Source organism: Bacillus sp. 16GRE42 (genome assembly GCF_019837435.1).
Lineage (GTDB): Bacteria > Bacillota > Bacilli > Bacillales > Bacillaceae_G > Bacillus_A > Bacillus_A wiedmannii.
Window position 1 is genome coordinate 792,641 of record NZ_JADAXF010000002.1, and the last position, 24,568, is coordinate 817,208.

The 24,568-nt window shown below is 35.3% G+C and carries 29 protein-coding genes and 2 riboswitches; of the genes, 10 read left to right on the forward strand and 19 right to left on the reverse strand.

The window, feature by feature from the left end:
• Nucleotides 1-44 precede the first annotated feature (44 nt).
• The 8 genes from ILS93_RS16410 to ILS93_RS16445 all read left to right on the forward strand — a co-directional run bounded on the left by ILS93_RS16410 (nt 45) and on the right by ILS93_RS16445 (nt 6,010).
• Complete coding sequence (locus tag ILS93_RS16410; RefSeq protein WP_064473901.1) at nt 45-1,550, forward strand: spore germination protein; 1,506 nt, start codon at nt 45-47, stop codon at nt 1,548-1,550.
• A complete protein-coding gene (gerYC, locus tag ILS93_RS16415; protein WP_222660888.1) occupies nt 1,547-2,629 on the forward strand; it encodes a spore germination protein GerYC in 1,083 nt (360 codons plus the stop codon). Before ILS93_RS16410 ends, gerYC begins: the two co-directional genes overlap by 4 nt.
• Before the next feature lie 12 nt (nt 2,630-2,641).
• Nucleotides 2,642-3,742, forward strand: coding sequence for a GerAB/ArcD/ProY family transporter (locus ILS93_RS16420; protein ID WP_000147538.1), 1,101 nt, complete (start codon nt 2,642-2,644; stop codon nt 3,740-3,742).
• A 52-nt stretch (nt 3,743-3,794) separates the two neighbouring features.
• The gene (locus ILS93_RS16425; RefSeq protein ID WP_064473903.1) at nt 3,795-4,304 is read left to right on the forward strand and encodes a PCYCGC domain-containing protein; all 510 of its coding nucleotides are present in this window, start codon (nt 3,795-3,797) and stop codon (nt 4,302-4,304) included.
• Between the two features lie 120 nt (nt 4,305-4,424).
• The gene (locus ILS93_RS16430) at nt 4,425-4,673 is read left to right on the forward strand and encodes a YhdB family protein (RefSeq protein ID WP_001195461.1); all 249 of its coding nucleotides are present in this window, start codon (nt 4,425-4,427) and stop codon (nt 4,671-4,673) included.
• 164 nt (nt 4,674-4,837) lie between these two features.
• The gene (locus tag ILS93_RS16435; protein WP_064473904.1) at nt 4,838-5,257 is read left to right on the forward strand and encodes a disulfide formation protein C; all 420 of its coding nucleotides are present in this window, start codon (nt 4,838-4,840) and stop codon (nt 5,255-5,257) included.
• A gap of 12 nt (nt 5,258-5,269) precedes the next feature.
• Entirely contained in the window at nt 5,270-5,722 is a 453-nt protein-coding gene (locus ILS93_RS16440; protein WP_088095235.1) for a thioredoxin family protein, read from the forward strand.
• A 72-nt stretch (nt 5,723-5,794) separates the two neighbouring features.
• Complete coding sequence (locus tag ILS93_RS16445) at nt 5,795-6,010, forward strand: DUF1540 domain-containing protein (protein ID WP_064473906.1); 216 nt, start codon at nt 5,795-5,797, stop codon at nt 6,008-6,010.
• Between the two features lie 32 nt (nt 6,011-6,042).
• Here the strand turns inward: ILS93_RS16445 and ILS93_RS16450 are convergent, their stop codons facing one another.
• The 3 genes from ILS93_RS16450 to ILS93_RS16460 form a co-directional block, all read right to left on the reverse strand.
• Entirely contained in the window at nt 6,043-6,294 is a 252-nt protein-coding gene (locus tag ILS93_RS16450) for a hypothetical protein (protein WP_000834190.1), read from the reverse strand.
• A gap of 103 nt (nt 6,295-6,397) precedes the next feature.
• The gene (locus ILS93_RS16455) at nt 6,398-7,159 is read right to left on the reverse strand and encodes a L,D-transpeptidase (protein ID WP_064473907.1); all 762 of its coding nucleotides are present in this window, start codon (nt 7,157-7,159) and stop codon (nt 6,398-6,400) included.
• Between the two features lie 68 nt (nt 7,160-7,227).
• On the reverse strand, nt 7,228-8,094 hold the full coding sequence (locus ILS93_RS16460; protein WP_064473908.1) for an SDR family oxidoreductase: 867 nt from the start codon (nt 8,092-8,094) through the stop codon (nt 7,228-7,230).
• A gap of 201 nt (nt 8,095-8,295) precedes the next feature.
• Here ILS93_RS16460 and ILS93_RS16465 point away from each other — a divergent pair, with 201 nt between their 5' ends.
• The gene (locus ILS93_RS16465) at nt 8,296-9,597 is read left to right on the forward strand and encodes an NCS2 family permease (RefSeq protein ID WP_064056194.1); all 1,302 of its coding nucleotides are present in this window, start codon (nt 8,296-8,298) and stop codon (nt 9,595-9,597) included.
• A gap of 61 nt (nt 9,598-9,658) precedes the next feature.
• Here ILS93_RS16465 and ILS93_RS16470 read toward each other — a convergent pair whose 3' ends face one another.
• The 7 genes from ILS93_RS16470 to ILS93_RS16500 all read right to left on the reverse strand — a co-directional run bounded on the left by ILS93_RS16470 (nt 9,659) and on the right by ILS93_RS16500 (nt 15,146).
• The gene (locus tag ILS93_RS16470; RefSeq protein ID WP_103655905.1) at nt 9,659-9,931 is read right to left on the reverse strand and encodes a sugar ABC transporter ATPase; all 273 of its coding nucleotides are present in this window, start codon (nt 9,929-9,931) and stop codon (nt 9,659-9,661) included.
• Between the two features lie 150 nt (nt 9,932-10,081).
• The gene (locus ILS93_RS16475; protein ID WP_088047973.1) at nt 10,082-10,732 is read right to left on the reverse strand and encodes an ABC transporter ATP-binding protein; all 651 of its coding nucleotides are present in this window, start codon (nt 10,730-10,732) and stop codon (nt 10,082-10,084) included.
• Nucleotides 10,733-11,965, reverse strand: coding sequence for an ABC transporter permease (locus ILS93_RS16480; RefSeq protein WP_064473911.1), 1,233 nt, complete (start codon nt 11,963-11,965; stop codon nt 10,733-10,735).
• 9 nt (nt 11,966-11,974) lie between these two features.
• Nucleotides 11,975-13,048 (reverse strand): ABC transporter permease, encoded by a 1,074-nt coding sequence (locus ILS93_RS16485; protein WP_222660890.1) that lies wholly within the window; start codon nt 13,046-13,048, stop codon nt 11,975-11,977.
• Between the two features lie 87 nt (nt 13,049-13,135).
• On the reverse strand, nt 13,136-13,531 hold the full coding sequence (locus ILS93_RS16490) for a hypothetical protein (RefSeq protein ID WP_064473913.1): 396 nt from the start codon (nt 13,529-13,531) through the stop codon (nt 13,136-13,138).
• A gap of 182 nt (nt 13,532-13,713) precedes the next feature.
• Nucleotides 13,714-14,568 (reverse strand): patatin-like phospholipase family protein, encoded by an 855-nt coding sequence (locus ILS93_RS16495; protein ID WP_000892705.1) that lies wholly within the window; start codon nt 14,566-14,568, stop codon nt 13,714-13,716.
• Between the two features lie 128 nt (nt 14,569-14,696).
• Nucleotides 14,697-15,146 (reverse strand): MarR family transcriptional regulator, encoded by a 450-nt coding sequence (locus ILS93_RS16500; protein ID WP_370458114.1) that lies wholly within the window; start codon nt 15,144-15,146, stop codon nt 14,697-14,699.
• Nucleotides 15,147-15,298: 152 nt separating this feature from the next.
• Between ILS93_RS16500 and ILS93_RS16505 the strand changes: the two genes are divergently transcribed.
• Nucleotides 15,299-16,480 carry an MFS transporter gene (locus tag ILS93_RS16505; RefSeq protein ID WP_222660892.1) on the forward strand — a complete coding sequence of 394 codons (1,182 nt, stop codon included), beginning with the start codon at nt 15,299-15,301 and terminating at the stop codon, nt 16,478-16,480.
• A gap of 22 nt (nt 16,481-16,502) precedes the next feature.
• Here ILS93_RS16505 and kdpDN read toward each other — a convergent pair whose 3' ends face one another.
• The 9 genes from kdpDN to thiD form a co-directional block, all read right to left on the reverse strand.
• Nucleotides 16,503-17,657 carry a KdpD-like non-kinase potassium sensor gene (kdpDN, locus tag ILS93_RS16510; protein ID WP_081257071.1) on the reverse strand — a complete coding sequence of 385 codons (1,155 nt, stop codon included), beginning with the start codon at nt 17,655-17,657 and terminating at the stop codon, nt 16,503-16,505.
• A gap of 56 nt (nt 17,658-17,713) precedes the next feature.
• Entirely contained in the window at nt 17,714-18,295 is a 582-nt protein-coding gene (gene kdpC, locus ILS93_RS16515; RefSeq protein WP_088047978.1) for a K(+)-transporting ATPase subunit C, read from the reverse strand.
• Nucleotides 18,296-18,311: 16 nt separating this feature from the next.
• A complete protein-coding gene (gene kdpB, locus ILS93_RS16520; protein ID WP_064473918.1) occupies nt 18,312-20,402 on the reverse strand; it encodes a potassium-transporting ATPase subunit KdpB in 2,091 nt (696 codons plus the stop codon).
• A 13-nt stretch (nt 20,403-20,415) separates the two neighbouring features.
• Entirely contained in the window at nt 20,416-22,083 is a 1,668-nt protein-coding gene (kdpA, locus tag ILS93_RS16525) for a potassium-transporting ATPase subunit KdpA (protein WP_064473919.1), read from the reverse strand.
• 19 nt (nt 22,084-22,102) lie between these two features.
• Nucleotides 22,103-22,183 carry a K(+)-transporting ATPase subunit F gene (gene kdpF / locus ILS93_RS16530; protein WP_000214976.1) on the reverse strand — a complete coding sequence of 27 codons (81 nt, stop codon included), beginning with the start codon at nt 22,181-22,183 and terminating at the stop codon, nt 22,103-22,105.
• On the reverse strand, nt 22,180-22,284 hold the full coding sequence (locus tag ILS93_RS16535; protein WP_000887888.1) for a SipW-dependent-type signal peptide-containing protein: 105 nt from the start codon (nt 22,282-22,284) through the stop codon (nt 22,180-22,182). The genes kdpF and ILS93_RS16535 overlap by 4 nt, the downstream gene beginning before the upstream one ends.
• A 95-nt stretch (nt 22,285-22,379) precedes the next feature.
• Nucleotides 22,380-22,525: riboswitch (cyclic di-AMP (ydaO/yuaA leader) on the reverse strand.
• 260 nt (nt 22,526-22,785) lie between these two features.
• Nucleotides 22,786-23,016 carry a hypothetical protein gene (locus ILS93_RS16540; RefSeq protein WP_064473920.1) on the reverse strand — a complete coding sequence of 77 codons (231 nt, stop codon included), beginning with the start codon at nt 23,014-23,016 and terminating at the stop codon, nt 22,786-22,788.
• A gap of 16 nt (nt 23,017-23,032) precedes the next feature.
• Nucleotides 23,033-23,419: a hypothetical protein gene (locus ILS93_RS16545; RefSeq protein WP_064473921.1), complete on the reverse strand. Its 387-nt coding sequence runs from the start codon at nt 23,417-23,419 to the stop codon at nt 23,033-23,035.
• Between the two features lie 93 nt (nt 23,420-23,512).
• Nucleotides 23,513-23,660, reverse strand: a riboswitch (cyclic di-AMP (ydaO/yuaA leader).
• A gap of 83 nt (nt 23,661-23,743) precedes the next feature.
• On the reverse strand, nt 23,744-24,565 hold the full coding sequence (thiD, locus tag ILS93_RS16550; protein WP_222660894.1) for a bifunctional hydroxymethylpyrimidine kinase/phosphomethylpyrimidine kinase: 822 nt from the start codon (nt 24,563-24,565) through the stop codon (nt 23,744-23,746).
• Nucleotides 24,566-24,568: the final 3 nt, after the last annotated feature.

Consider the following 24,568-nt stretch of genomic DNA (forward strand, 5'->3'; position numbering starts at 1 on the left):
CCAAAAACTAACACAAGTAAATGATGTATGTCAGGGGTGAGAAAATGTTTCGTTTATCATCTAAAAAGAAGAAACAATCCGTATGCTCTGTTCCAGAATTCATCCACACTATGAAAGAATCCAGCGATTTTTCCTCTTATAATGTCATAGAGGATGGGTCATTATGTTTGTTTTATTATAAATCTACAGTTGAATCACTTATTATTAATCGATTCATTTTAACACCTATCAAAAAAGAATTAGATCGCATTCAAAATATAAATGACATAGCAAACATCGTCACACTTGAGGAGATTATTACCAATCCTTCTATTGATGATATCCGTGAAAAACTATTAAGTGGATATGTACTCTTGCAGCTAAAAGTTGATTCCCAAACAGCCGAATATGCACTGATTCGTGCTGAAAGTTTAGCTTTAGGTACACGATTATATAACGATACAGAAAATGAATATAGTGTCATCGGTCCCAAAATTGGATTCGTTGAGAATATTGATACGAATATACATTTACTTCGGCGAAGCATTGTAACAGAGCAATTAATTTTCAAAGAACTGTCCGTTGGCTCTATATCAAAAACAAAAATTGTAGTCGCTTATATGGCGGATATTACAAATGAACAGCATGTGAACACTGCAGTGCAACGCCTGCGAGATATTGATTTTGATTACCCTTTTGATGCAACTATGATTGAACAGTTTATTAGTGATAATAGCAACTCACCTTTCCCTGTTTTACTGCCTACAGAGCGTTTAGACCGATCCGTTTATGCATTACTGAATGGAGGAGTCGTCATTTTAACAGACGGTTCACCATATGCATTAGCTGGACCCGCAACACTACTCGATTTCTTCGTCTCTCCAGAAGACTATTATTTACCATGGATAGCAGGGTCATTTCTTAGATTAGTTCGTTTTTTTGGTGCAGCATTCTCTCTATTTTCATCAGCTATTTATACAGCTGTATTAACGTATCACTATCAAATGATTCCAGCAGATTTACTCGGCCCTATTATTTATTCTAGAGCCAACGTACCATTTCCACCTGTTTTGGAGGCACTTTTTTTAGAAATTACAATCGAATTACTGCGCGAAGCTGGGGCGCGTTTACCGACTAAAGTCGGCCAAACCATTGGTATTGTTGGCGGCATTGTAATTGGGCAGGCATCTGTTGAGGCTGCTTTAACGAGCACCATCTTATTAATTGCTGTTGCGTTGTCTGCACTAGCTTCTTTTACAACACCAACAGTAAAAATGTCTTCTACTATCCGGATATTACGCTTCCCTCTCATCATTTTAGCTGGAGCATTTGGAGGTGTAGGGCTTATCGTCGGATTTGTATTCATATTGGCTCATTTAATTCGCTTAAAATCACTTGGATCACCTTATTTATTACCTTTATACCCATTTCGCGGGTTAGGTACAGCTGAAGGACTCCTTCGCCTTCCATTTAGTCAAACTGCAGGACGTGCTTCTTTTCTAAGACCAAAAAAGAAATGGCGCTATGATCCAAACAAAGCGAAAGAAAAACACGACGGTGAGGAAAAATGAAAAATATTTTATTCTGCTTTTTCATTATCATTTTAATTTTTCAATCTGGTTGTACAGAAGCAAATATAGTTGATACACAGCGAATGATTCACGTAGGTGGATTCGATATAATAAAAGATAAAAAATTTCGCGGGACAATTTTATATCCCGATTACACAAAAGGCGTACAATCTAAACCAGAAACTCAATCAACCCATGCAGGTACAATTGAAACTATATCTTCCCTTCTAAACGCCAAATCGCCACATACGATTGCTGTAGGTCAAATGCGTGTTGTCCTATTTGGAAAAGCATTTGGTGAACATGGACTTGGAGATGTTATTAACAACTTACAACGTGATCCTAACATTGGACGAGATGTACAACTAGCGCTTGTAGATGGTTCAGCAGAAGAATTACTTAAACATGTCAGAACAAATGGATCACTTTATCTATCTGATTTACTGGAGCAAAATATAAAAAACGAGACAATCCCGCGGACAGCTTTAAATATTTTTTTATATAACTTCTATTCATCTGGATGCGATCCATTTCTTCCTTACATTCAAGTATCAGAAGACAAATCTGCTTCCATTAAAGGACTAGCTTTTTTAAAAAAGGATAAAGTGGCTATGTATACAGATAAGAAAAGGTCTTTTTTATTTAAATTACTCATTAATCCAACGAAAAATGGGCGTTACGAAGTTCCGATACGTCAAGGTAAACATAAAGGTTTGATTGCTACTCAAAACTTATCTGGAAAAAGTGTATGTTCTCTTTCACCAAACGGTGATATTCCGAAAGTTAACATACACTTAAAATTAAATGGACTCATAAAAAATGCTCCTAGTTGGCTTGATTTATCAAAGAGTGAAAATGTAACTTACGTAAAAAGACATGTAGAAAAAACACTTGAGAAGGATTTAAACGAATTAATACAAAGATTCCAAGAAAAAAAAATCGATCCAATCGGTATACGTGAAGAAATTCGTAGTCATTCAAGAAAATGGAGCATGAAACAAATTCAAGATATGTATCCTAACGTAGACGTTGCTGTCAATGTAAAGATTAATGTCGTACAATCTGGTATCGGAGAATAGTGAGGTGCTATCATGACTGGACAAGATAAAACACATACAGTTTCCCCGTATTTCACATTCCTTCTATTACACTCTCTTCAAATTGGAGTAGGGGTGTTAGGATACCAAAGGATTATTGCGCAATTTGCCGGTTATGACTCTTGGATTTCTCTTATTATCGCTGGTATTGCAACTCATATCGTATTATTTTGTATGCTGAAAATGTTAGAAAAAGATAATGATTTAATGAATATCCATACGACATGTTTCGGAAAGTGGATTGGAACATTTTTTTCCGTATGCTTTGCGGCATATCTTCTATTATTTTGCCTTACTGTTCTTCGTACATATATTGAAGTTATTCAAGTTTGGGTCTTTCCTACAATTAAACCGTGGAAATTAACTTTACTATTTTTACTTGTAGCTTATTACATAATTAGAGGCGGCTTTCGTTCTGTAACAGGAATATGTTTTTGGGGCGTCATAATACCGATTTTCGTCCTGTTCTTCTTAGTTTTCCCAATGAAATATGCGCATGTTCGTAACATCTTTCCAATTCTAACTCATTCACCTTTAGACATTTTAACTGCAGCGAAAGCATCTGCATTAGAATTTCTCGGATTTGAAGCAATCCTTGTTTTTTATCCATTTATTAAAAAAGGAAAATCGTTAAATAAATGGGCACATGGTGGTATTGCTTTTACGACGCTCCTCTACGTAATATTAGCCATCGTTTCCCTTATGTACTATAGCCAAGGGCAACTACATCATACAATTTGGCCAACCTTAACGATGCTAAAAATTATTAAGGTGCCTTTTATTCAAAGGTTTGAGTACATCATTATTTTCATATGGTATCTTATTATTTTACCTAATCTTTGTTTAACCATTTGGTCTTCTTGTTGCATTAGTAAAAAATCTTTTCACATACCTTTTAAAATCACACTGCCATTTTTTATCGCAGCTATCTTTATTTCGTCCTTATTTTTTACAAACCGTGAAAGTATCAACACATTAAATACAGTACTATCTCAAGCTGGCTTATATATTGTATACGCCTATATCCCAATTTTATTTCTATTTCATTCACTACGATGGCACTTCAAAAATCGTTCAAAAAAAGCTTCTCCCTAGGTGTTTTAGTCTGATACAATTTGATTAATACATTTGTAAAGGGGACAAGCGTATGAAGAAATATGTATTTTCTTTACTTGCAGTACTGAGTTTAATTCTTGCTGGTTGCGGAGCTACTAGTACAAATGAAAAGAAATCATCTGAATCAAAAGAAGAGCATGACCACGCATCGCATACTCAGCAAGTTGACATTCAAGAAAAAACAAAAGGGGTCGACACACTTCCTACCTTCTTAGACAAGCTTGATCCACAAATGAAAGATATCTATACTGTAGCTGGACAAAATGCAGAGCTATTAGATTGGATTCCATGTTACTGCGGTTGCGGTGAGAGTGTGGGACATAAAAATAATAAAAACTGCTTTATTCGTGAAATTAAAAAGAACGGTGAAGTTGTCTGGGATTCCCACGCAACGACTTGTGTCAATTGCTTAGAAATCGCAGTTGAATCTGCTTCCATGAAACAAAAAGGAAAATCAACGCTCGAAATTCGTAACTATATCGACAATAAATACAAAGAAGGCTATGGCAAACCAACACCTACGCCAATGCCAAAAGCTTAAAAACGAGGAAATTCCTCGTTTTTTCTTTTCATTCGCTTTTTTTCTTAACAAATTCTTTCAAGTGTATTTCTCCTTGCTTGTCACACACTATATATAACTCCTCAGTAAGGAGGGTACACAGTGCAAACATATAACGACTATGACAAAGCTCTCTATTACACGTATAGCTGTAATTGGGATAAATTACTCGTTCTTATGGTTCAAACGAACGATCAATTATTTTCTAAGCGTATTGAACATTTTTTACACGCTTATCAATACAGTAAAGAAATGCCAGAAGTTGATAAACAATTGCAGCTCCTATTTCAATATATTGACCATGCATCTCAAAAGTCACATATAGAAGAAGTAGAGCAAATTCAAATGTAAAATATAGCGCTATTCTCTTCAGGAGAATGGCGCTTTTTTAAATATTGATATCAATAAAAGTTTCCTCTTATAAAACTTTTATTGATAAACATATTTTTTCTTTCTTTTCTGTGCCACTTCATACTATAATTTAGTATGTAACTATTATAAGAGAGGTATAAAATATGAGACGAGAAAAAAAGCAAGAATATGCTTTACTTACCGCGTGGGGAGCTTCTTTTATCGCTACACTAGGAAGTCTTTATTTTTCCGAAATCATGAAATTTGAACCTTGTGTACTTTGTTGGTATCAACGTATTATTATGTATCCATTCGTTTTATGGCTTGGTATAGCTGTAGCAAAGAAAGATTATCGCATCGCAAGTTATTCTTTACCAATTGCAAGTATTGGTGCTTGTATTTCTTTATATCACTATGCAATTCAAAAAGTCGCAGCATTTTCAGCTGCTGGAGCAGCTTGCGGACGTGTACCCTGCACCGGAGAATTCATAAACTGGTTTGGTTTTATTACAATCCCGTTTTTAGCACTTATCGGCTTTATTACAATCGCTGTTTGTAGTTTTATTGTAATAAAAAACAAATAAGGAGATGAAAAAATGAAAAAAATGCTTATATTTGGTGGTATTATTATCGCCTTGTTTGCAGCAATTTTTGCTGTTACACAAATGGAAGAAAAAAACGCTACTAGCCAGAAAATTGATAATGCTACTGATAGTAAGACAAATGGCCCTGACTACTACACAAACAAAATCTCTCTTTCAGATCTTCAAAAGAATTTAAAAGAGAAAAAAGAAGAAACAGTATACTTTTATCAAACATCTTGTGTTCATTGTCAAAAGCTATCTCCTGTCGTAGTACCAATGGCTAAAGACTTGAACGTTGATATGAAAGTTATGGATATTGAAAAACTAGATGTTCCTTGGGATGAATATAAAATTAAAGGAACTCCAACAATCATTCACTTTAAAGATGGCAAAGAAGTAAGCCGTATTAGTGGTGAACAACCGGAAGACAAATTAAAAGAATGGCTTGAGCAAACGAAAAAATAACGAGAAAAGGAAACTCCTTCTACACATGAAATGGGCGTAAAATCCCAAACTAATGTATAAGGAGGGGGTTTTATGCCAGAAGTAAAATGCTCTGTTTCCAATTGCTCATTTTGGGGACAAGGTAACTTTTGTCAAGCAAATGCAATCGTTGTTCAACCAGATGCACAAGAATCTGGATCAAATGCAAATGGTTCATATACAGGCGCGGTTTTAACAAACGAGACGCTAGAAAGTTCTGTAACAACAAGTGTAGAAACTTGTTGTCATACATTTAAGCCAAAATATTAAACAAAAAAGCATACGATTACTCGTATGCTTTTTTACATTCCTCTCCAAAAATCATGCATGATAAAAAAGTACAAAATAACGAGAACAACTGTCCCACATAAGGTAATACGCCGATATATACTCTTCTCTCCTTCTCTTGCTTTCACAAATGCCCAAATAAATCCGAAGAACAATATTAAATCAACATATGGAACATAAAAAGAAAAAACGAGAAACGCATACAAATACACGATAAATAAACAGGTCGTTACTAAGAAAATTTTAAAAGCAAATTCACTTTTCATAATGTAACCGCCCCCTATCTGTACTGTATTATATTCAGCAAAATACAATAGTTGCAGTTAAACTCGAAGTAGAAATAAGCTACCGTCTATAATACGGTAGCCATTACGGAATATTATATTTCCGTTTATATATATTACTTAAGGTCGAAGTAGGAATTTGCTCATAACGAATTTTTTCTCCAGTTTCATCCACTATATACAAATTGTTTCCTATATAATATATTCCTTCTTTTCGTTTTGAATACACTGCATATCTTTCGTTTGGCAATACCGTTTTCACTTTTGTTAACTGCCCATTTGGTTCTTGCCAATATATTTCGGCACGGTCTACTAACGTAAGCATGCCAATTTGCTCTTCTTCTACTTTACGACCGTTCCAGCTCACAACGCGGTAACCAAGCTTATTCGCTTCATATTCAGGGCTCGTATGAAAACGAGAAATGATTACTTTCGTCTGTAATTGCACCCGATCATATAACCATTTTATATCCCGGTCATGCATGCGAATACAACCATTCGACTCTCTGCTTCCAATCGTCCATTCTCGATTTGTCCCGTGAATCGCATATTCATTCTTGTCTAGCCCAAGCCACCTCGTACCAAGAGGGTTATTCGGCGCACCCCCAGCTATTTTTTTTCGATGGTATTCTTTATTTTTATATTTAGTTATAATACAAAAATTACCTTCAGGCGTTGGGGTACTATCCCTTCCCGTCGTTATTGGAAATGTTTTCGTATAATTTCCCTCTTCAAAAAAAGATAGCTGATTCGTCGTAAGGTTCACTAAAATTAAATGATCTGTATTAGCAAAAGCGCTAGCTGGTAGGCAGAAAAATAGGATTACGATAAACAATACTTTCTTCATCTAAATCCTCCCTAGCACTAGTATCATAATAAATGCGATTAGCTTTACTTTGCTCTTATAAATGAAAACTATCCATTGACGATAACGCCTCCGTTTACATGTATCATTTGCCCTGTCACATATGTGGAATCACCAGACGCTAAATATACGTATGCTGGTGCTAATTCATATGGTTGACCAGGTCTTTGCATCGGGACATTACTCCCAAACTGAGAGACTTTCTTCTCATCAAAGCTCGATGGAATAAGTGGCGTCCAAATTGGTCCCGGCGCAACACCATTTACACGAATTCCTTTTTGCACTAACGATTGAGACAGTGATCTTGTAAAAGCTACGATTGCTCCTTTCGTTGCCGAATAATCAATTAAAGTTTCATTTCCTTCATACGCAACGATAGACGCCGTATTTATAATGACATCTCCTTGTTTTAAATGAGAAAGTGCTGCTTTCGTAACGTGAAAATAAGAAAAAATATTAATACGAAAAGTCTTTTCTAGCTGTTCTGCTGTAATATACTCTAATCCTTGCTGCGGATATTGCTGCGCGACATTATTTACTAAAACATGTAAACTACCTAGCTGCCGAACGGTCTCTTCTACAATATCTTTACAATGTTGTTCATTACTTAAATCACCCGGCAACAATACACACTTTACCCCTTCTTGTTCTACACGTTGCTTCGTCTCATTTGCATCTCCATCTTCATCTAAATAAGCAATCGCGATATTTGCTCCCTCTTTTGCAAAAGCGATGGAAACAGCTCTTCCAATCCCACTGTCTCCTCCTGTAATTAATATATTTTTTCCTTTTAACTTTTCACTTCCTTTATAATTTGGATCTTCAAACTGCGGAAGTGGATTCATTAATGATTCAATACCAGGCTGTTTATTTTGATGTTGCGCAGGCATTGTTACAAAGTTTTTTTGCTGTGGCATAGCTTCTTTCAACTCCTTTTCCTTATAATGCGCACAATAAAAACTGAAATTCGCAAATCGGTTTACGATTAATATTCGAATTTAGGACATAAAATATGAATTGTTATAAACTTTTTATGCAAAACTATTGCAAAATAGTTAAAAAACGAATATTATATATAACTGTTGTGAAAATTATTCGTAAACAGAAAGGATGTTTATATGTTTAACCTTTCAAAACATAAAACTTCTATTAAAACTGAAATTATGGCAGGTATTATTACCTTCTTAACAATGGCATATATCATTGTCGTAAACCCTGTCATCCTTGGGGATGCAGGAGTTCCATTTGAACAAGCATTTACAGCAACAATTATCGCTGCTGTTGTCGGAACATTATTTATGGCGATCTTTACAAACTTACCAATCGCAATTGCACCAGGTATGGGATTAAATGCTTACTTCTCTTATTCTGTTGTAAAAGCTCATGAAGGCATGACTTTCGCAATTGCATTCTCTGCTGTATTCGTAGCAGGTATGATCTTAATTTTGTTATCATTCACTTCTTTCCGTACAAAATTAATGGAAGCAATTCCTGAAAACTTAAAACATGCAATTACTGCGGGTATCGGCCTTTTCATTGCCTTTATCGGTTTACGTTTAACAGGTATCGTTACAAAAAATGAAGCAAACTTAGTTGGACTTGGTGATCTTCACTCTGCTCCAGTACTACTAGCATTAGCTGGACTTGGAATTACAATTGTCCTTATGTCTTTAAATGTAAATGGTGCACTATTTATTGGAATGCTATTAACTGGTATTATTGCTTACTTCACAGGACAATTAACATTCTCAAACGGCGTTACATCAATGCCTGGATTACCAGAAGGAATCATCGTTTCCAATCCAATTACTGCAGTATCTGATGTAATTAACTACGGATTATACGGCGTTGTATTTTCATTCTTCCTTGTTACATTATTCGATACAACAGGTACATTACTTGGCGTTGCTCAACAAGGTGGATTTATGAAAGATGGAAAGCTTCCAAAAGCTGGACGAGCTCTTCTATCTGACTCATTCTCAGCAACAATCGGTTCTATGTTCGGAACAACACCATCAACAGCGTACATTGAATCATCTGCTGGTGTTGCAGCTGGTGGTCGTACTGGTTTAACAACTGTTACAGTAGCTGTTTTATTCGCACTAGCAGCATTCTTCGGACCATTAGTAAGTGCCGTTTCTGGTGTATCAGCTATTACTGCACCATCATTAATTATCGTTGGTAGTCTTATGATGGGATCAGTTCGCCACATCGATTGGGACGCATTTGATGAAGCATTCCCAGCATTCTTAGTAATCTTAAGCATGCCACTTACATCAAGTATCGCAACAGGTATCGCACTTGGATTTATTTCATACCCACTTATGAAAGTGGCAAAAGGTAAATTCCGTTCTGTTCACCCACTTGTGTATGTATTCGGAATCTTGTTCGCTTATCAATTAATTTTCTTACCACATTAAAATCCCTCATAAAGAGGGATTTTTTTATACATAAAAAAGTAGCGCATCGAAATTCGATGCGCTACTTTCCTTTTGCAACAATCAAACGAGCTACTTTCAATGCAAGAAGTAAAAGACCGTTCACTATCGCTGCAATTCCTAAAGAGACCGCTATCATCAGCGCTCCCATTCCGTTATTCAATACAAACATAACAGAAGAAATGAAAGCAAAAATAAACAATATTAACGTTGGTATATATTTAATAATAGGCTTCTTATATGATTTTTTTGAAAGAAGAAACGTCATTACTAATGTCATAATGATCACAAAATATACTATAAATAAGAAAATCATACGAAAGCCTCCACTATTCCTAAACTATGAAAAAGATAAAAGGAGTTAAAAATTATGAATATTTTTCATTCACCTGTAATTCTTTACTATATTTTTGAATGAAAACAGATGAAATAACCATTATCACCTCTCCACATACTTTTATCCACATTACACCATATATCCATCAAGCAAACGTATCGTCCTCTGGCAGTATGCAGCTACCTTTTGATCATGTGTAACAACTAGCACCGTTTTCCCTTGTTTATGAATCTCTTTTAAGATGCTCATAATTTTCTTCCCGTTTTCTTGATCAAGAGCACCAGTTGGTTCATCAGCGAGTATAATTTTTGTGTCTTGTGCTAAAGCCCTTGCTATTGCTGTTCTTTGCTGTTCTCCACCTGATAACTCGTAAGGATATTTGTTAATATGCCTCTCAATCCCTACCATTTCCAGCATTTCTTTTGATATTTGTATACGTTTCTTATGAGAAATTTTTCTATATATAAGCGGGAGCATTACATTTTCAATAACTGTATAATCATCTAGTAGCGAAAAGTTCTGAAACACAAATCCAACTTCCTTATTTCTATACTTATGATAGTTTGACTTTAATGTACTCGTATCCATGCCATCTAAAAAATACTTTCCAGTAGAGGGGCTATCAATTAAACCAATAATGTTAAGCAAGGTGGATTTCCCTGAACCAGATGGTCCCATAATTGCTATCATTTCGCCTTTTTCTATTGTAAGATTAATATCTTTTAAAGCACTAAAATTACTCTTTCCGTATCCCTTAGCCACATTTGCGAGCTGAATCATCTATAGCACCTCTTTCATATATGTATTTTTTATTTTTAGTACATTGAAATAAATGATTGCATATATAATGAGGATCATTACAATTGATAGAGCACCTATAACAATCAATGATTCTATAGAGACTTTTAACGTTCCAAAGAAAGATACTATACTATTTTCTAGCCCTTTCTGAATTTCAATTACTCCGCTATTCTCCCATTGGAAATACATAATTCCTATACATACAGATAAAGTGAATAACAACATATACTCAATAACAAACGGAAGACATAGTTGAAAAGTACTTGCTCCTAATGCTGATTTAATAGAAATATTTTTACGTTCCATATAAAGCGTGGCCATTGATGTTAATAAAATAGATATAAATGAAAAAGATAAGACTGTACCGCTTAATAATAAGGGATATGACATATTATCAATGCCTTGCTTTTCATTTTCTAATAATTTATCCGGATTTGTAACATAATACGAATACCCCTTACCTTCTGTTACCTTTAATACTTTCTTTTGAAATTCATTCATATTTATCTTCTCATTTGTTTCTATAATTAACCCATTGTATAAAAGGTCTACACTATAGAACTCTATTTCTTCTGTTCCAATTGGTAAAATCACCATGTCATCTAATAATGTAATACGATTATCCGATATTTCACCGCTTCGAGGATATGTAAATGCTGAATTTCTTTCTAAAAAGCCAATTACTTTTAGTTTCATTTTTCCAGATGGTATGATATCACCAATAGATACCTTTCCTTTATAATTAGCCCCTAATATAACAGGTCTACTATCAAATACTGATTTATGAAATTCCGATTCCTCAAAATATCTTCCTTGTGAAATTCGTATATGAAAGTATTTATTAATATCTTTATCAACAATAAGAGTCTTTATCGTTCCATTTTCATTTTTTAAACTAAGTGAATAGTTACGGAACAGATAATTAGTTTTATTTGTTATTGGTATCGTATTAGATAACCCTTGAATGAAATGTTGATAATCACTTTTCGCTTTTTCTTCGCTAAACAATGTTATATCTTGCGTCGCATAAAGTTCATAGAAATTTTTATGAGTCGATAAATTATTTGCTACCGTCATCATTTTTCGATATCCCGAAAGATTACTAACAAATTCTATTGCTGAAGAAAATGCAATAATTAAAGAAATTACTATAATCAAACTTGGTAACAACCGTTTTTTCACAGACCGTATAGAATCAAATATAAAAAACATGACGACCTCCTACGTTCTTAAATGTTTTCCGGGATATATATTTATAACGTGCTTGATTGGAATTACAGTAACAAAAAATGTAAGAAAAATTATAAAAACAACATTACATATCAATACATATAGTGTTAACGGTTTTACTAAGTATGTCTGAAAATACGTATGAATTGTTCCCGAAAATATTTCTAGCGTAATAAAAACTAAGAACATCGCTGCTAGAGAAATAAACAAAATTTGAATATATAGTTCGCAGTAAATAGATATATTAGAAGCACCTACTGCCTTTTTTAATGAAATCTCTCGTTCTTTTTTATAAATCCAAAATAAAACTGCAGAAATGCCAGAAACAATTGCAACAAGAATGAATTTATAATAATACTTATTTGCTGGATCTATATGTGTCACATGTAGTTCCTGAAGATCTCGTTCATTCAGTATTTGAACATCTCCCGAAAGCACTTCTTTACTCCTATCCATAAACTTTTTTATTTCGTTATGAATAGATGATGTAGGATTAACAACTGTTAATTGTAATTGTTTACTCGCGATAATACCTTTTTTAGATATAGTAGGTAAGTTTTGAAGTGGAACGTATATGCCTGCTACACCGACGTCACTGTCTTTTCTCGATATAGTTCCTATTTTTTTATATGTATCATCAAATTCATATAATTCCTCTACATTCGTTTGATCACCAACAACCATATGATTTACATTTTCACGATGAAAATATTGTCCTTCAGAAATATATGGCTTCCAATAATAATCATCTTTTAAATTCACAGCTATGATCTTTGTTGCCCCTGAACTATTTAATGCTTTTAAATACTCTACGTAAATATCACTTTTCACAAAAGTATCTTGTATGAAAGGAATTATTTCTTCCAATTCAGTTGCATTCGCTATCGGAACAGTTAAAATTTGATTGTTTTCTGGGAAACCGATTTGAAAAGCAGATATAAAATTCCGTTTAGATTCTGTTAAAAGCGCAGCTACTGATATAGAAAGAAAAGAAATAAAAAATGCCATAAGAAGAATTACGGAAAATAGTTTGTTGTTTTTTATATTTTTAAAAGCTAGGTACATGTCTGTGCTCCTTTTAAATAAGAAGGAGATGATGAACATCCCCTTCTCCTTATGCAAATATTTATTAAGACAACTGTTTAATGCTTTTTACCACTGTAATCGTAAGTTACCATTACTATCAAAAGTACCTTTGTGTGTATCTTCTTGATAGTCATTATTCTCATTAGCATAATGCTCAGAGTATAGTCCTTTTGCACCAAAGGCGTTATATGCACCATTACTCACAGTTGCGTTTAATGCTCTTCCAGATTCATGGGATCCTAATTTGTCCGAAGCGCTTTCAATATATGAATTATTTCCATTTGATTTAATAAAAGAAATTGCTACTGAACAACGAGATGCATTTTGATTCGTAGTAGTTTGAGCTCTGTAAGATAGTAGGTTACCGCTTTTGTGACCGCTTAGAGTTGGATAGAATGCACTTGTTGAGATTGATGTTGCTAATATTACTAAAGTCGTAATTGAAAAAACTTTTCCTTTCATTAACAATCACCTCATAAATTTAATAGTTTAGTAGCGCTACATCATCATAATATCCTTCAAATAAATTCTCCTCAATAAGAAACCCGATGTTTTACAAACTCTTTAAACACTTAAACATTAATACATCTTTTTAAAAGCAATATAAAAAGGCTGCGGAGAAACTCTTCTCCACAGCCTAATACTTATTTTTGTAAAAACGACTGTAAATTTGCAAACTGTCTCTTTGCATCTTCATAGCCTTGCTCATATAGGTTTTGTAGTTTTGCCGTATCTTTTTCCATACGATCTACTTGAAGCTGTACTTCTGGACGAATAACAAATAAGTTCCCAGCTTGCTCTTCTTTTTCAATGTAGTGAAGTGTTTCATTATATACTTCATAACGATTCAACATCGTATTAACAAGTTTCGGATATTTTTTATAAGCTTTCGCTGCCACCCATCCAAACTTTGACTTTTTCTTAGCATAACCTTGATTTCTCGTTAAAATAACGACTGATTTTTTAAATCCATCTTCTTGCGCTTTACGAACTGGAATCGGATCCGAAATCCCGCCATCTAATAACTGCTTACCACGGTAATTTACTACAGGTGCAATGAAAGGTAATGAACTAGATGCTTGTAATAAATTTAGTGCATCATCATTCGTTCCCTCTTTTTCAAAATAAACAGACTGTCCTGTTTCACAATCTGTTGTGCCTACAAGGAAACGCTCTGGACTATTAAAATATGTTTCAAAGTCAAACGGGACATGTTTTTCTGGAATTTCATGAAAAATGAACTCCATATCAAACAATTGGCGTTTTCTCCATAAATTTTTATACGATAAATATTGTGGGTGTGATGCATAATCAATATTTACTGTTTTATTTCTATTTCTTTGTCTGGAAAGATACGACGCTGCATGACAAGCACCGGCTGACACACCAATTACATATGGAAAATATAAATCTTGTTCCATAAAATATTCTAATATCCCGCCCGTATATACACCACGCATACCGCCGCCTTCTAATACTAATCCCGTATTTTCAAGCATGTTATTCTCTCCTCTTTATATATTGACTCTTTAATTATTCACTATGTTAAGTATCTTTCTCTATTATATATGATTTTTTTTAGAAATTATATTCAAAAGGCTTGAAATAAAGGAGTTTTTTCTTCCAATTATATTTCCAGATGTTTGGAGACATCCTTTATAAACCTTTGAATAAAATTTTGCTCTTCTTCCGTATATCCATCTAACAGTAGCAGCCACTTTTCTTCAGCTTGTTTATGCAATTTATCATGAGCTTTATATATTTCATTTCCGCTTTCCGTTAAGCGAAAGAAAATTTCTTTTTGATTATCTAACATTTGCATCTTCTCAACGAATTGCTTTTGAAACAACTTTGTACAAATTTTAGAGATTGCACCCTTTGTCATTCCCATTTCTGTCGTAATAGCAGTTACATTCATCAGAGCATTTTTTCCGATACACTCGATCACATGTAATTCAGATAAAGACATACCACTTATACCTGTCTCACGAAGAAACTTCTCATTTTGCCCTTTCAAATGTTCTTCTTTTTTATGCAAAAGTGTACGAATGTCCGAAATTATTTCCATTTGTTTCATTGTACGTTCCAATCCGTTCGCCCCCTAAGTTTCCAAAGAAACAATTTAACTATATACCATTTTAAAATCATTTTTTCATATTTACAAGGGAGAAAAACATGTTAAAATAAATTTAGTTTCCAAGGAAACTAAATTGCAAGGAGGTTAACATAATGAAAAAATCCAAACTACATTTCATTTTATACGTTGTCTGTATGAGTGCCTTACTCGGTTCCTTCGCTCAAAATATTTACACGCCTATCTTGCCTATGATTCAAGCTTCTTTTCACACTTCTCTTTATCTAGTAAATGTAACAGTTTCACTATTCACATTCGTTCTTGCAATTATGCAGCTCATATATGGACCTTTAATTGATACAAAAGGGAGAAAATATGTCCTTATCCCTAGTTTAATCATTAGTACAATTGGTTCAATCGGATGTGCTTTTTCGGCGAACGTTTATTTATTTCTATTTTTTAGGGCTGTTCAAGCTATAGGAATAGCAGCTATCCCTATAGTTGCAGCAACGATTATCGGTGATTTATTTGAAGGAAAAGAACGCGGAGAAGCGATGAGCCTGTATCAAATGTTACTTGCTCTCGCACCTGCAATTGGCCCTCTTATAGGTGGTTATCTCGGCAGTATAAATGGCCATTTATACGTATTTTTATTTTTATCTACACTTGGCATTCTCTTATTAATTATAAACATTTCACTACTTCCAGAAACAAAACCAACTGTAATTAAGCAACCGCAAGCAAAAAAGAGTTACTGGTTTATCTTAAAAAATAAAACTGGATTTTCTATTAATCTTATTGGCTTCATTCAATTTTGTATTTACTTTTGCTTCCTCGTTTTTTTACCAAGCATTTTAACAAATTCATTTCACTTAACTGCCAGTAAAATTGGTCTTATATTTGTACCGATGTCCCTTTCTATTATGTTAGGAAGTTATTGCTACAAGCTTTTGCAAAAATGCCTCACAACAAAGCAAGCTTTATTCATCACTAGTTTCTTCAATATTATATGTGTCACTTTATTCTCTTTCACATATAGCATCAATATCTCATTCATCATTATCGTTACATCTTTATACGGTTTTAGTATGGGACTTTCTATGCCAACTCACACTACTTTATTAACGGAAGAATTCGTACAAGAACGCGCAACAGCCATCGGTATGTATAACTTCATACGCTATCTCGGTATGGGCACAGGGCCACTTGTAGGTGGATTTCTTGTATTTAATCAAAATTACTTTTGGATTTTCTTCCTAGGTGCAATTACATTTCTATTTATCATTTTATGCGCAATGAAAATGATACGTTTTCAGGCTGTACAAAAAGCAAAATAGAGACCTATAGATGGTCTCTATTCTAAACTCTTTGATCTGCAACGATATGAATATCAATATACTTCGTTTCTCTCATAATTTCATTTACAATTGAACCTTTTCGAATTTCTTCCCACCTTGTTCTTGCTGATTGTCCGAGTAAAATTTGCGTTACTTGTAGTCTTTTCGCGACTTCAATAATAACATCCGCTGGCTTTCTTCCTTTTGCTTCTTCTAAAACAAAACTCGCATCAAATTGATTCGTTAGCAACTTCCACTCTTCAATCGTTTGCTTTTTCCCTGCTGAAAGGGACTCTATATTTTCCCTTTCAACATTTAATACATACAATTCAGCGTTTAAGCGATCCGCCATACGCCAACCTCTCCGTATTAATTTCTCTGCTGTTGAACTGTATTGTACACAAACGAGAATTTTTTCTTTTACACCAATCGGTTCTATAACGGTTTGGCTAATTTTCTCGTCCATATCATCTGCCACTTCCCGAAGGGATAATTCTCTGAGTGCCCCTAAATTATTAAGCGTAAAGAAGTTTTGTAAGCTTTGTTGAATTTTTTCTTCCTTATATATCTTTCCATCGATTAATCTCTTCCGGAGTACCTCAGGTGTTGCATCAACAAGTTGAATTTCATTTGCTTTTTGCAAAATAAAATCTGGAATACGCTCTCTTACTTTTACATTTGTAATTTGAGCTACAATGTCATGAACACTTTCTAAATGTTGAATATTAAATGCTGATAATACAGATATACCGGCATCTAACAATTCCTGCACATCCATGTAACGTTTCTTATTTTTCGATCCGGGAATATTACTATGCGCAAGTTCATCCACAACAACAATTTGTGGTGCCCGCTTTATGATTCCTTCCACATCAAGCTCATAAAATCCCTTTCCTTTATAATCTATTTCTTTTAAAGGGACTTTTTCTAAATCAGCAATCGCTTCTTCTGTCTCTTCCCTCCCATGTGTTTCAATTAAACCAATTACAATATCAATACCATCCTTTTTCATCTCTCTAGCATCAAGTAGCATTTTATAACTTTTCCCTACTCCTGGAGCCGCCCCTACATATAGCTTTAACTTCCCGCGGTTTTGCTGACGAATATATTCTAAATACTCTTCTGGTGTTCGCCTTTGAAACGTTGGTTTATAGTCATCCGCATACAAAACACTCACAACCTTTCTTTCGAAACAACACTACCTCAATCCGTTAGATTGAGGTAGCACTGTTACTATTTCAGTAGTTTCTGTAATTCTAAATTTAACTTTAAAACATTTACGCGGCTCTCCCCAAATAAGCCAAGTGCCGCACCTTCCGTTTGATCTTTAATCAATTGATCTAACGTTTCTTTCGGAACTTTCGTTATTTTTGAGATACGCTCTACCTGTACAGAAGCTGCCTTCGGACTAATATCAGGATCAAGCCCTGAACCTGAATTTGTCACTAAATCGATCGGCACTTCTGTAACTGGAACAGTTGGGTTTTGTTTCTTCCACTCTTCAATACTTTTCTCTACTCGTTTCTCTAAATCTGGATTAGACGGTGCATAGTTATTTGAACCAGATGCTTCTGCCTTATATTCAATACTAGAAACACGCCCATGAAAATAACGTGGATCTGTAAAATTTTGGCCAATTAATTTAGAACCAATCACTTCATTTTTATCATTATATATTAAACTTCCATCCGCATTATCCTTCATTACTGCTTGTGCAATACCAGTAACAATAAGCGGATATACAAGCCCGCACAACACTAAAAATGTAAAAGTAATACGGATAATTGGTGATAGTATACTTTGTTTCTTCGCCATCTTTTTCCCCTCTTCCTTATATGAACAAGCCGACAATTATATCAATTACTTTAATTCCAATGAATGGTACAATCACTCCGCCAAGTCCATAAATAAGTAGGTTTCGGCCAAGTAGTGCATTCGAACTCATTGGTTTATATGCGATACCTTTCATCGCCAATGGAATGAGTAATGGAATAATAACTGCATTAAATAGTAATGCTGATAAAATCGCTGACAGTGGTGATGTTAGTTTCATAATGTTTAATGCCTCCATTTGCGGAATCGCAAGTGTAAACATCGCTGGAATGATTGCAAAATATTTTGCAATATCGTTCGCAATACTAAACGTCGTTAACGCACCACGCGTCATTAACAATTGCTTACCAATCCCTACAACCTCAATAATTTTTGTCGGGTTCGAATCTAAATCAATCATATTCGCTGCTTCTTTCGCAGCTGTCGTACCACTATTCATCGCTAATCCAACGTCAGCCTGCGCTAATGCCGGCGCATCATTTGTACCATCACCTGTCATCGCTACAAGTTTCCCTTTATCTTGCTCTGCTTTAATAACCGCAATTTTATCTTCTGGCTTACACTCAGCAACAAACTCATCTACCCCTGCTTCTTTTGCAATCGTTGCTGCTGTTAACGGGTTATCACCTGTACACATAACCGTTTTAATCCCCATTTGGCGCAATTGTTCAAAACGCTCACGCATACCTGGCTTTACTGTATCCTTTAAATAAATTAAACCGTAAATACGATTATCCACTGCAACTACAAGTGGTGTCCCGCCCTCTTTGGAAATGGAATCTGCTTTTTGATTTACATCTTTCGGAATCGTTCCACCTTGTGACCTAACCCATTCAATTACGCTACCTACAGCACCTTTTCTCACTTTCGTTCCGTCCTGTAAATCCACACCACTCATTCTCGTTTCTGCTTTGAACGGGATAAACTCACCTTGCTCTGCAATTTCTCGATTATATGATATAGCTTTCGTTTTTACATATTCTATAACTGATCGACCTTCTGGTGTTTCATCTAAGACTGAACTAATCGCGGCCCATTTCCCTACTTGCTCAATCGTCTCATTTCCTACAGGAAGCAATGTATGTGCCATTCGGTTCCCGAAAGTAATCGTACCTGTTTTATCTAAAATGATTGTATTAATATCACCCGCAGCTTCTACTGCTTTACCCGACATCGCTAACACATTGAACTTTGTCACGCGGTCCATCCCAGCAATACCAATTGCTGATAATAAACCACCAATTGTCGTTGGAATTAAACAAACTAACAACGCTACAAGTACAGCTGTATCAATTTGAAATCCTAAATAGTTTGTAAAAATCGGCAACGTCACAACAACGATTAAGAAAATAAGCGTTAAACTCGTTAATACTGTATTTAAAGCAATTTCATTCGGCGTTTTTTGACGAGCAGCTCCTTCTACTAACGAAATCATTTTATCAATAAATGATTCACCAGGATTACTCGTAATGACAATTGTAATCTCATCACTTACGACCATCGTTCCGCCTGTTACGGAACAAAAATCACCGCCCGCTTCTTTTATTACAGGAGCTGATTCCCCTGTAATCGCAGATTCATCAACAGACGCTAATCCTTTAATTACTTCCCCATCACTTGGAATCATTTCTCCTTGTTTTACAATAACAACGTCATCTTTTCTCAGATCAGTTGCCGAAACTTGAACAATGTCTCCATTTTCTTTTACAACATTTGCAAACACATCTTTCTTCGACTGTTTTAAAGAATCAGCTTGCGCTTTCCCCCGCCCTTCCGCTAACGCTTCTGCAAAGTTAGCAAATAAAACTGTAAACAAGAGAATGAGAGAAACTGTTATATTAAACCATCCTGGTACACTACTAGAATGACTTGGAAGAAAAGATAAAATGAACGTAATGATAAATCCAATTTCTACAACGAACATAATCGGATTCTTTATCATGACTTTCGGGTTCAATTTCGCAAAGGATTGTTTCATCGCATGTGTCACGATATCACGATCCATCGTTTTTGCTTGTCTAACTTCATCTTCTACAGCATGTATTTGTGACTCATTTACTCTCTTTTCTTTTACTACTACCGGTCTCATCATTTACCCTCCATTACTTCAATGTAAGAAATTCTGCAATTGGGCCGAGTACTAACATCGGGAAGAATGTTAATGCACCGACAATTACAATTGTTCCGATGAAAATGCCGCCAAATAAACTATTATCTGTACGGAACGTTCCGACTGTTTCTGGTACTACCGTCTTTTCTTTCAATGAAGCTGCAACAGCTAGCATCGTAATTAAACTGAAATAGCGCCCTAAAAACATAACTAAGCCAGTTGTAATATTCCAAAACGGTGTATTATCCGCTAACCCTTCAAATCCAGATCCATTATTCGCAGCCGACGATGTGTATTCATATACCACTTGCGTTAAACCATGGAAACCAGAATGAGAAATGGCATCCGTTCCTAAACTTGTTGAAAGAGCTAATGCTGAAAACCCTAAAATAAGCAGTGGATGAAATAGTATCGTTACCGCAATTAATTTCATTTCCTTACCTTCAATTTTCTTACCTAAAAACTCTGGTGTCCGTCCAACCATCAATCCAGATATAAAGACTGCGATAATCGCATACATAATAATGTTCACAAAGCCTGCTCCAACGCCGCCATACACTGTATTTAACATCATATTTACGAGTGGTACTAACCCGCCAATTGGTGTTAACGTATCATGCATCGTATTAACGGCTCCTGTTTCAGCAGCTGTCGTCACTGTTGCGTATAGGGAAGAAAATACCGTTCCAAATCGTACTTCTTTTCCTTCTGTACTTCCTTGTACATGCTCGATACCCATTCCGTTTAACGCTGGATTTCCATTTAGTTCAGATGTCGTAATCGTTATAAACCCTAGTAGAAACACCATGAATAGTGATACGAAGAGAATACGACCTTGTTTTTTATTTCCTACCATTCGTCCGTACGTAAATGGAAGTGCTGTTGGCAATAACATCATAAGCATCATTTGCAAAATATTACTCATTTGTCCTGGGTTTTCAAAAGGATGCGTAGAGTTTGCTCCGAAAAATCCACCGCCGTTATTTCCAAGTTCCTTAATGGAAACGAATGATGCAACTGGCCCACGTAATATACTTTGTTTCGCGCCATCAATCGTTTGTGCTGTAACGGCCCCGTCTAACGTTTGTGGTACACCAAGTGCGACAAAGACTAGCGCCGCAATAAATGCGATAGGAAGAAAAACCCTCGTTAGTGCTCTCGTAAAATCAACGAAAAAGTTACCAAGTTCTTTTCCAGCGAGCCCTCTTATAAATGCCATAACGAGTGCTAATGTCGTTGCCGGTGCTGCAAACATTAAAAATGTAATTCCGATTAATTGTGATAAATAAGATAAACCATTTTCACCGCTATAATGCTGTAAGTTTGTATCAGCCATAAAACTAATTGCTGTATTAAAAGCGAGCGTAGGCTCCATTCCTTCAATGTGTGCTGGATTTAATGGCAATACCCCTTGTAGTCTGAAAATGAAATATACGACAACAATCATAAATCCATTTAATAAAACTAATGATAGTGCGTACTGTTTCCACGTTTGATTGTATTCTTTTACACCCGTAATTTTAAAAATAAGTTTTTCAAAAGGCCCGAATACTTTATCTAACTTTTTACTACCTTGAAATGCTTTCTCTAAATAAATTCCCGTTGGCTTTGCCACAAGAATAAACAACAGCATTGTAATAACAACTGCGACCCAAATCATAATGAATGATTCCCCCTAATTAAAACTTTTCTGGATTTAATAATGCATACACTAAGTACACCGTAATTGCTGCAACAATAACCGATAAGGCAACCGTCATGATTGCTTCCCTTCTTTCACAACTTTATCTGACCAACTTGCAAGACTTGCCATCGATGCGACTAACCCAACAAAAATCCCGATCATTACAACATCTAACATAGCTATCCCTCTCTTTTTGTAAAAATTTACCATTAAATGATCAAAAAAAGAACACTAAGCTCTACTTAGTGTTCGAAATGAACAACACAAAGTAAACCTCCTCTCTAAACGCTTACGAGGTTAGCTGTCGGATTCGGGCCTAAAGAGTAGCCCTACTTTCAAAACTGAAAGATTCACCCCAAGTGACGATGCACAAAATTGGTTCCCCCGCTCCATTTCTGGAACTCAGCGATTTTAGGTTTTTTTGGAAATTTTATGAATGATTTATGAGAGTAAATATACTCCTCTATATTTAACTTGTAAAGAGCTAAATTACTGAAAATAAGAAAATATCCATCTATTTAAACGCTTACATTGAGTGTTATTAATATTCTTTCATCTATTTACTCGTCTTTTCTTTCATTTTCACAGAAATGATCTTTTCAATACGAAATAAAAAGAGCGAATGACATAAAGTGCATAGCTTGTTGCACTTAGCATTCGCTCTTTTTATTTCACTATTTATTCTCCTCGTAAAAAAGCACGTAAATTTCTCCCGCGAATATAAACTTGTGACAATTCTGCATGTAGCTGCTCATATTCGATAACATCTGTTTTTAAATATAAAGCGTCTTTCGATGGCAATATGATATAGGGCCTTGGAAAAATAGGATCCAGCACCACCAATGCTTGAACTCGCTCTACTGATACCGCCCAACGATTCGCTATATCTCCTAGTAACAACACTTTCATCTTCTTTTCCTCCACCCTATTCAAAAAATAAAAAAGAAATATTATCACAATTCGTAAACACGACAAATGTAGCTCCAATTGTTTCATAGAGCCTCGTTGGATATCGTTTATTCCTTGTAACAACAGTAATAGGTGCTTGAAAAGAAAAGCGAATGTGTTCTGTGAAGAAGCTAACGATTGGAAGCTCATCCCCTAGTAAAATCACCTTCTTAATACACTCACAAATACTAGTAAAATCCTGCGCCTTACTACAGCTATAAGTCCAATCAAACCCACAATTCCTAACTTCAGCAGCTATCTCTTCATTTGCTGTAAAAATAATTAACTCATGTTGAAATGCTACTAAATCTCTTAAACTATTTACCTTGCTTTCTTCTCCAACACAAATAAGTGTTAGCTCCATGTACCTCATCCTCCTTAGCATAAAAGAAATCAAACATAGATTGATATTCCCCTATACTAATCAGATCGATGAAGTGATGTATCCATCATGGCACCGTCCTCTCTCAAGACGCTTACGAAGTTAGCTGTCGGATTCGGACTTTGAGAGTAGCCCTACTTTCAAAATTGAAAGATTCACCCCTAGTGACACTGCACAAATTGGTTCCTCCGCTCCTTATATTTGGACTCAGCGTTTACAAAAAAATGTATTCTGGCTGATATATTACTCCTGTATTTGGAAAAAGTAAACAAAAAAAGCCAGCTATACAACTGACTTTTTACTTACCTATGCTTGCGTTTTATTCAAATTATATGCAAAATGATTCGTCGGCCCATGACCACTTCCAATATTCAACGGCTCTTCAATTGCTATACTAATAAATCGTTTTGCTTCTTGAACTGCCTCTTCAATCAAGTATCCTTTCGCAAGTCCTGCAGTAACCGCTGAAGCAAATGTGCACCCACTTCCATGCGTTTGCTTTGAAGGAATTCGTTCACTTCTAAATTCAATAAATTGTTCACCATCAAAGAGTAAATCAATTACCTCATTACCTTGATATTCTGCATGTCCACCCTTCATAAGCACGTATTTCGCACCTAATTCATGCAGTACTTTCGCAGCTTCCTTACTATCTTCAACATTATGAATCTCCATCCCAGTTAACACTTCTGCCTCAGGAACATTCGGTGTTACAACGGTTGCTACTGGTAACAAATATTCTTTTAATGCTTGTACTGCTTCTTGTTGTAATAATGATGCACCGCCCTTAGCAATCATAACAGGGTCTAGCACAATATTATTCCAGCCAAATTTATTAATATATTCTGCTACAATTTGAATAATTTCACTGCTAAATAACATACCTAATTTCACAGCATCTGGTGTTAAATCCGTACCAATTGAATTCAGCTGTTCCGTAATGCCTTCTAACGGAACTGGATATACCCCTTGAACGCCAAGCGTGTTTTGAGCAGTAATTGCCGTAATAGTCGTCATCCCGTACACACCAAGCTCTTGGAATGTTTTTAAATCTGCTTGAATGCCGGCACCGCCGCCGCTATCAGATCCTGCAATTGTTAAAGCTTTATTTACTTTCATCCCACTCATCCT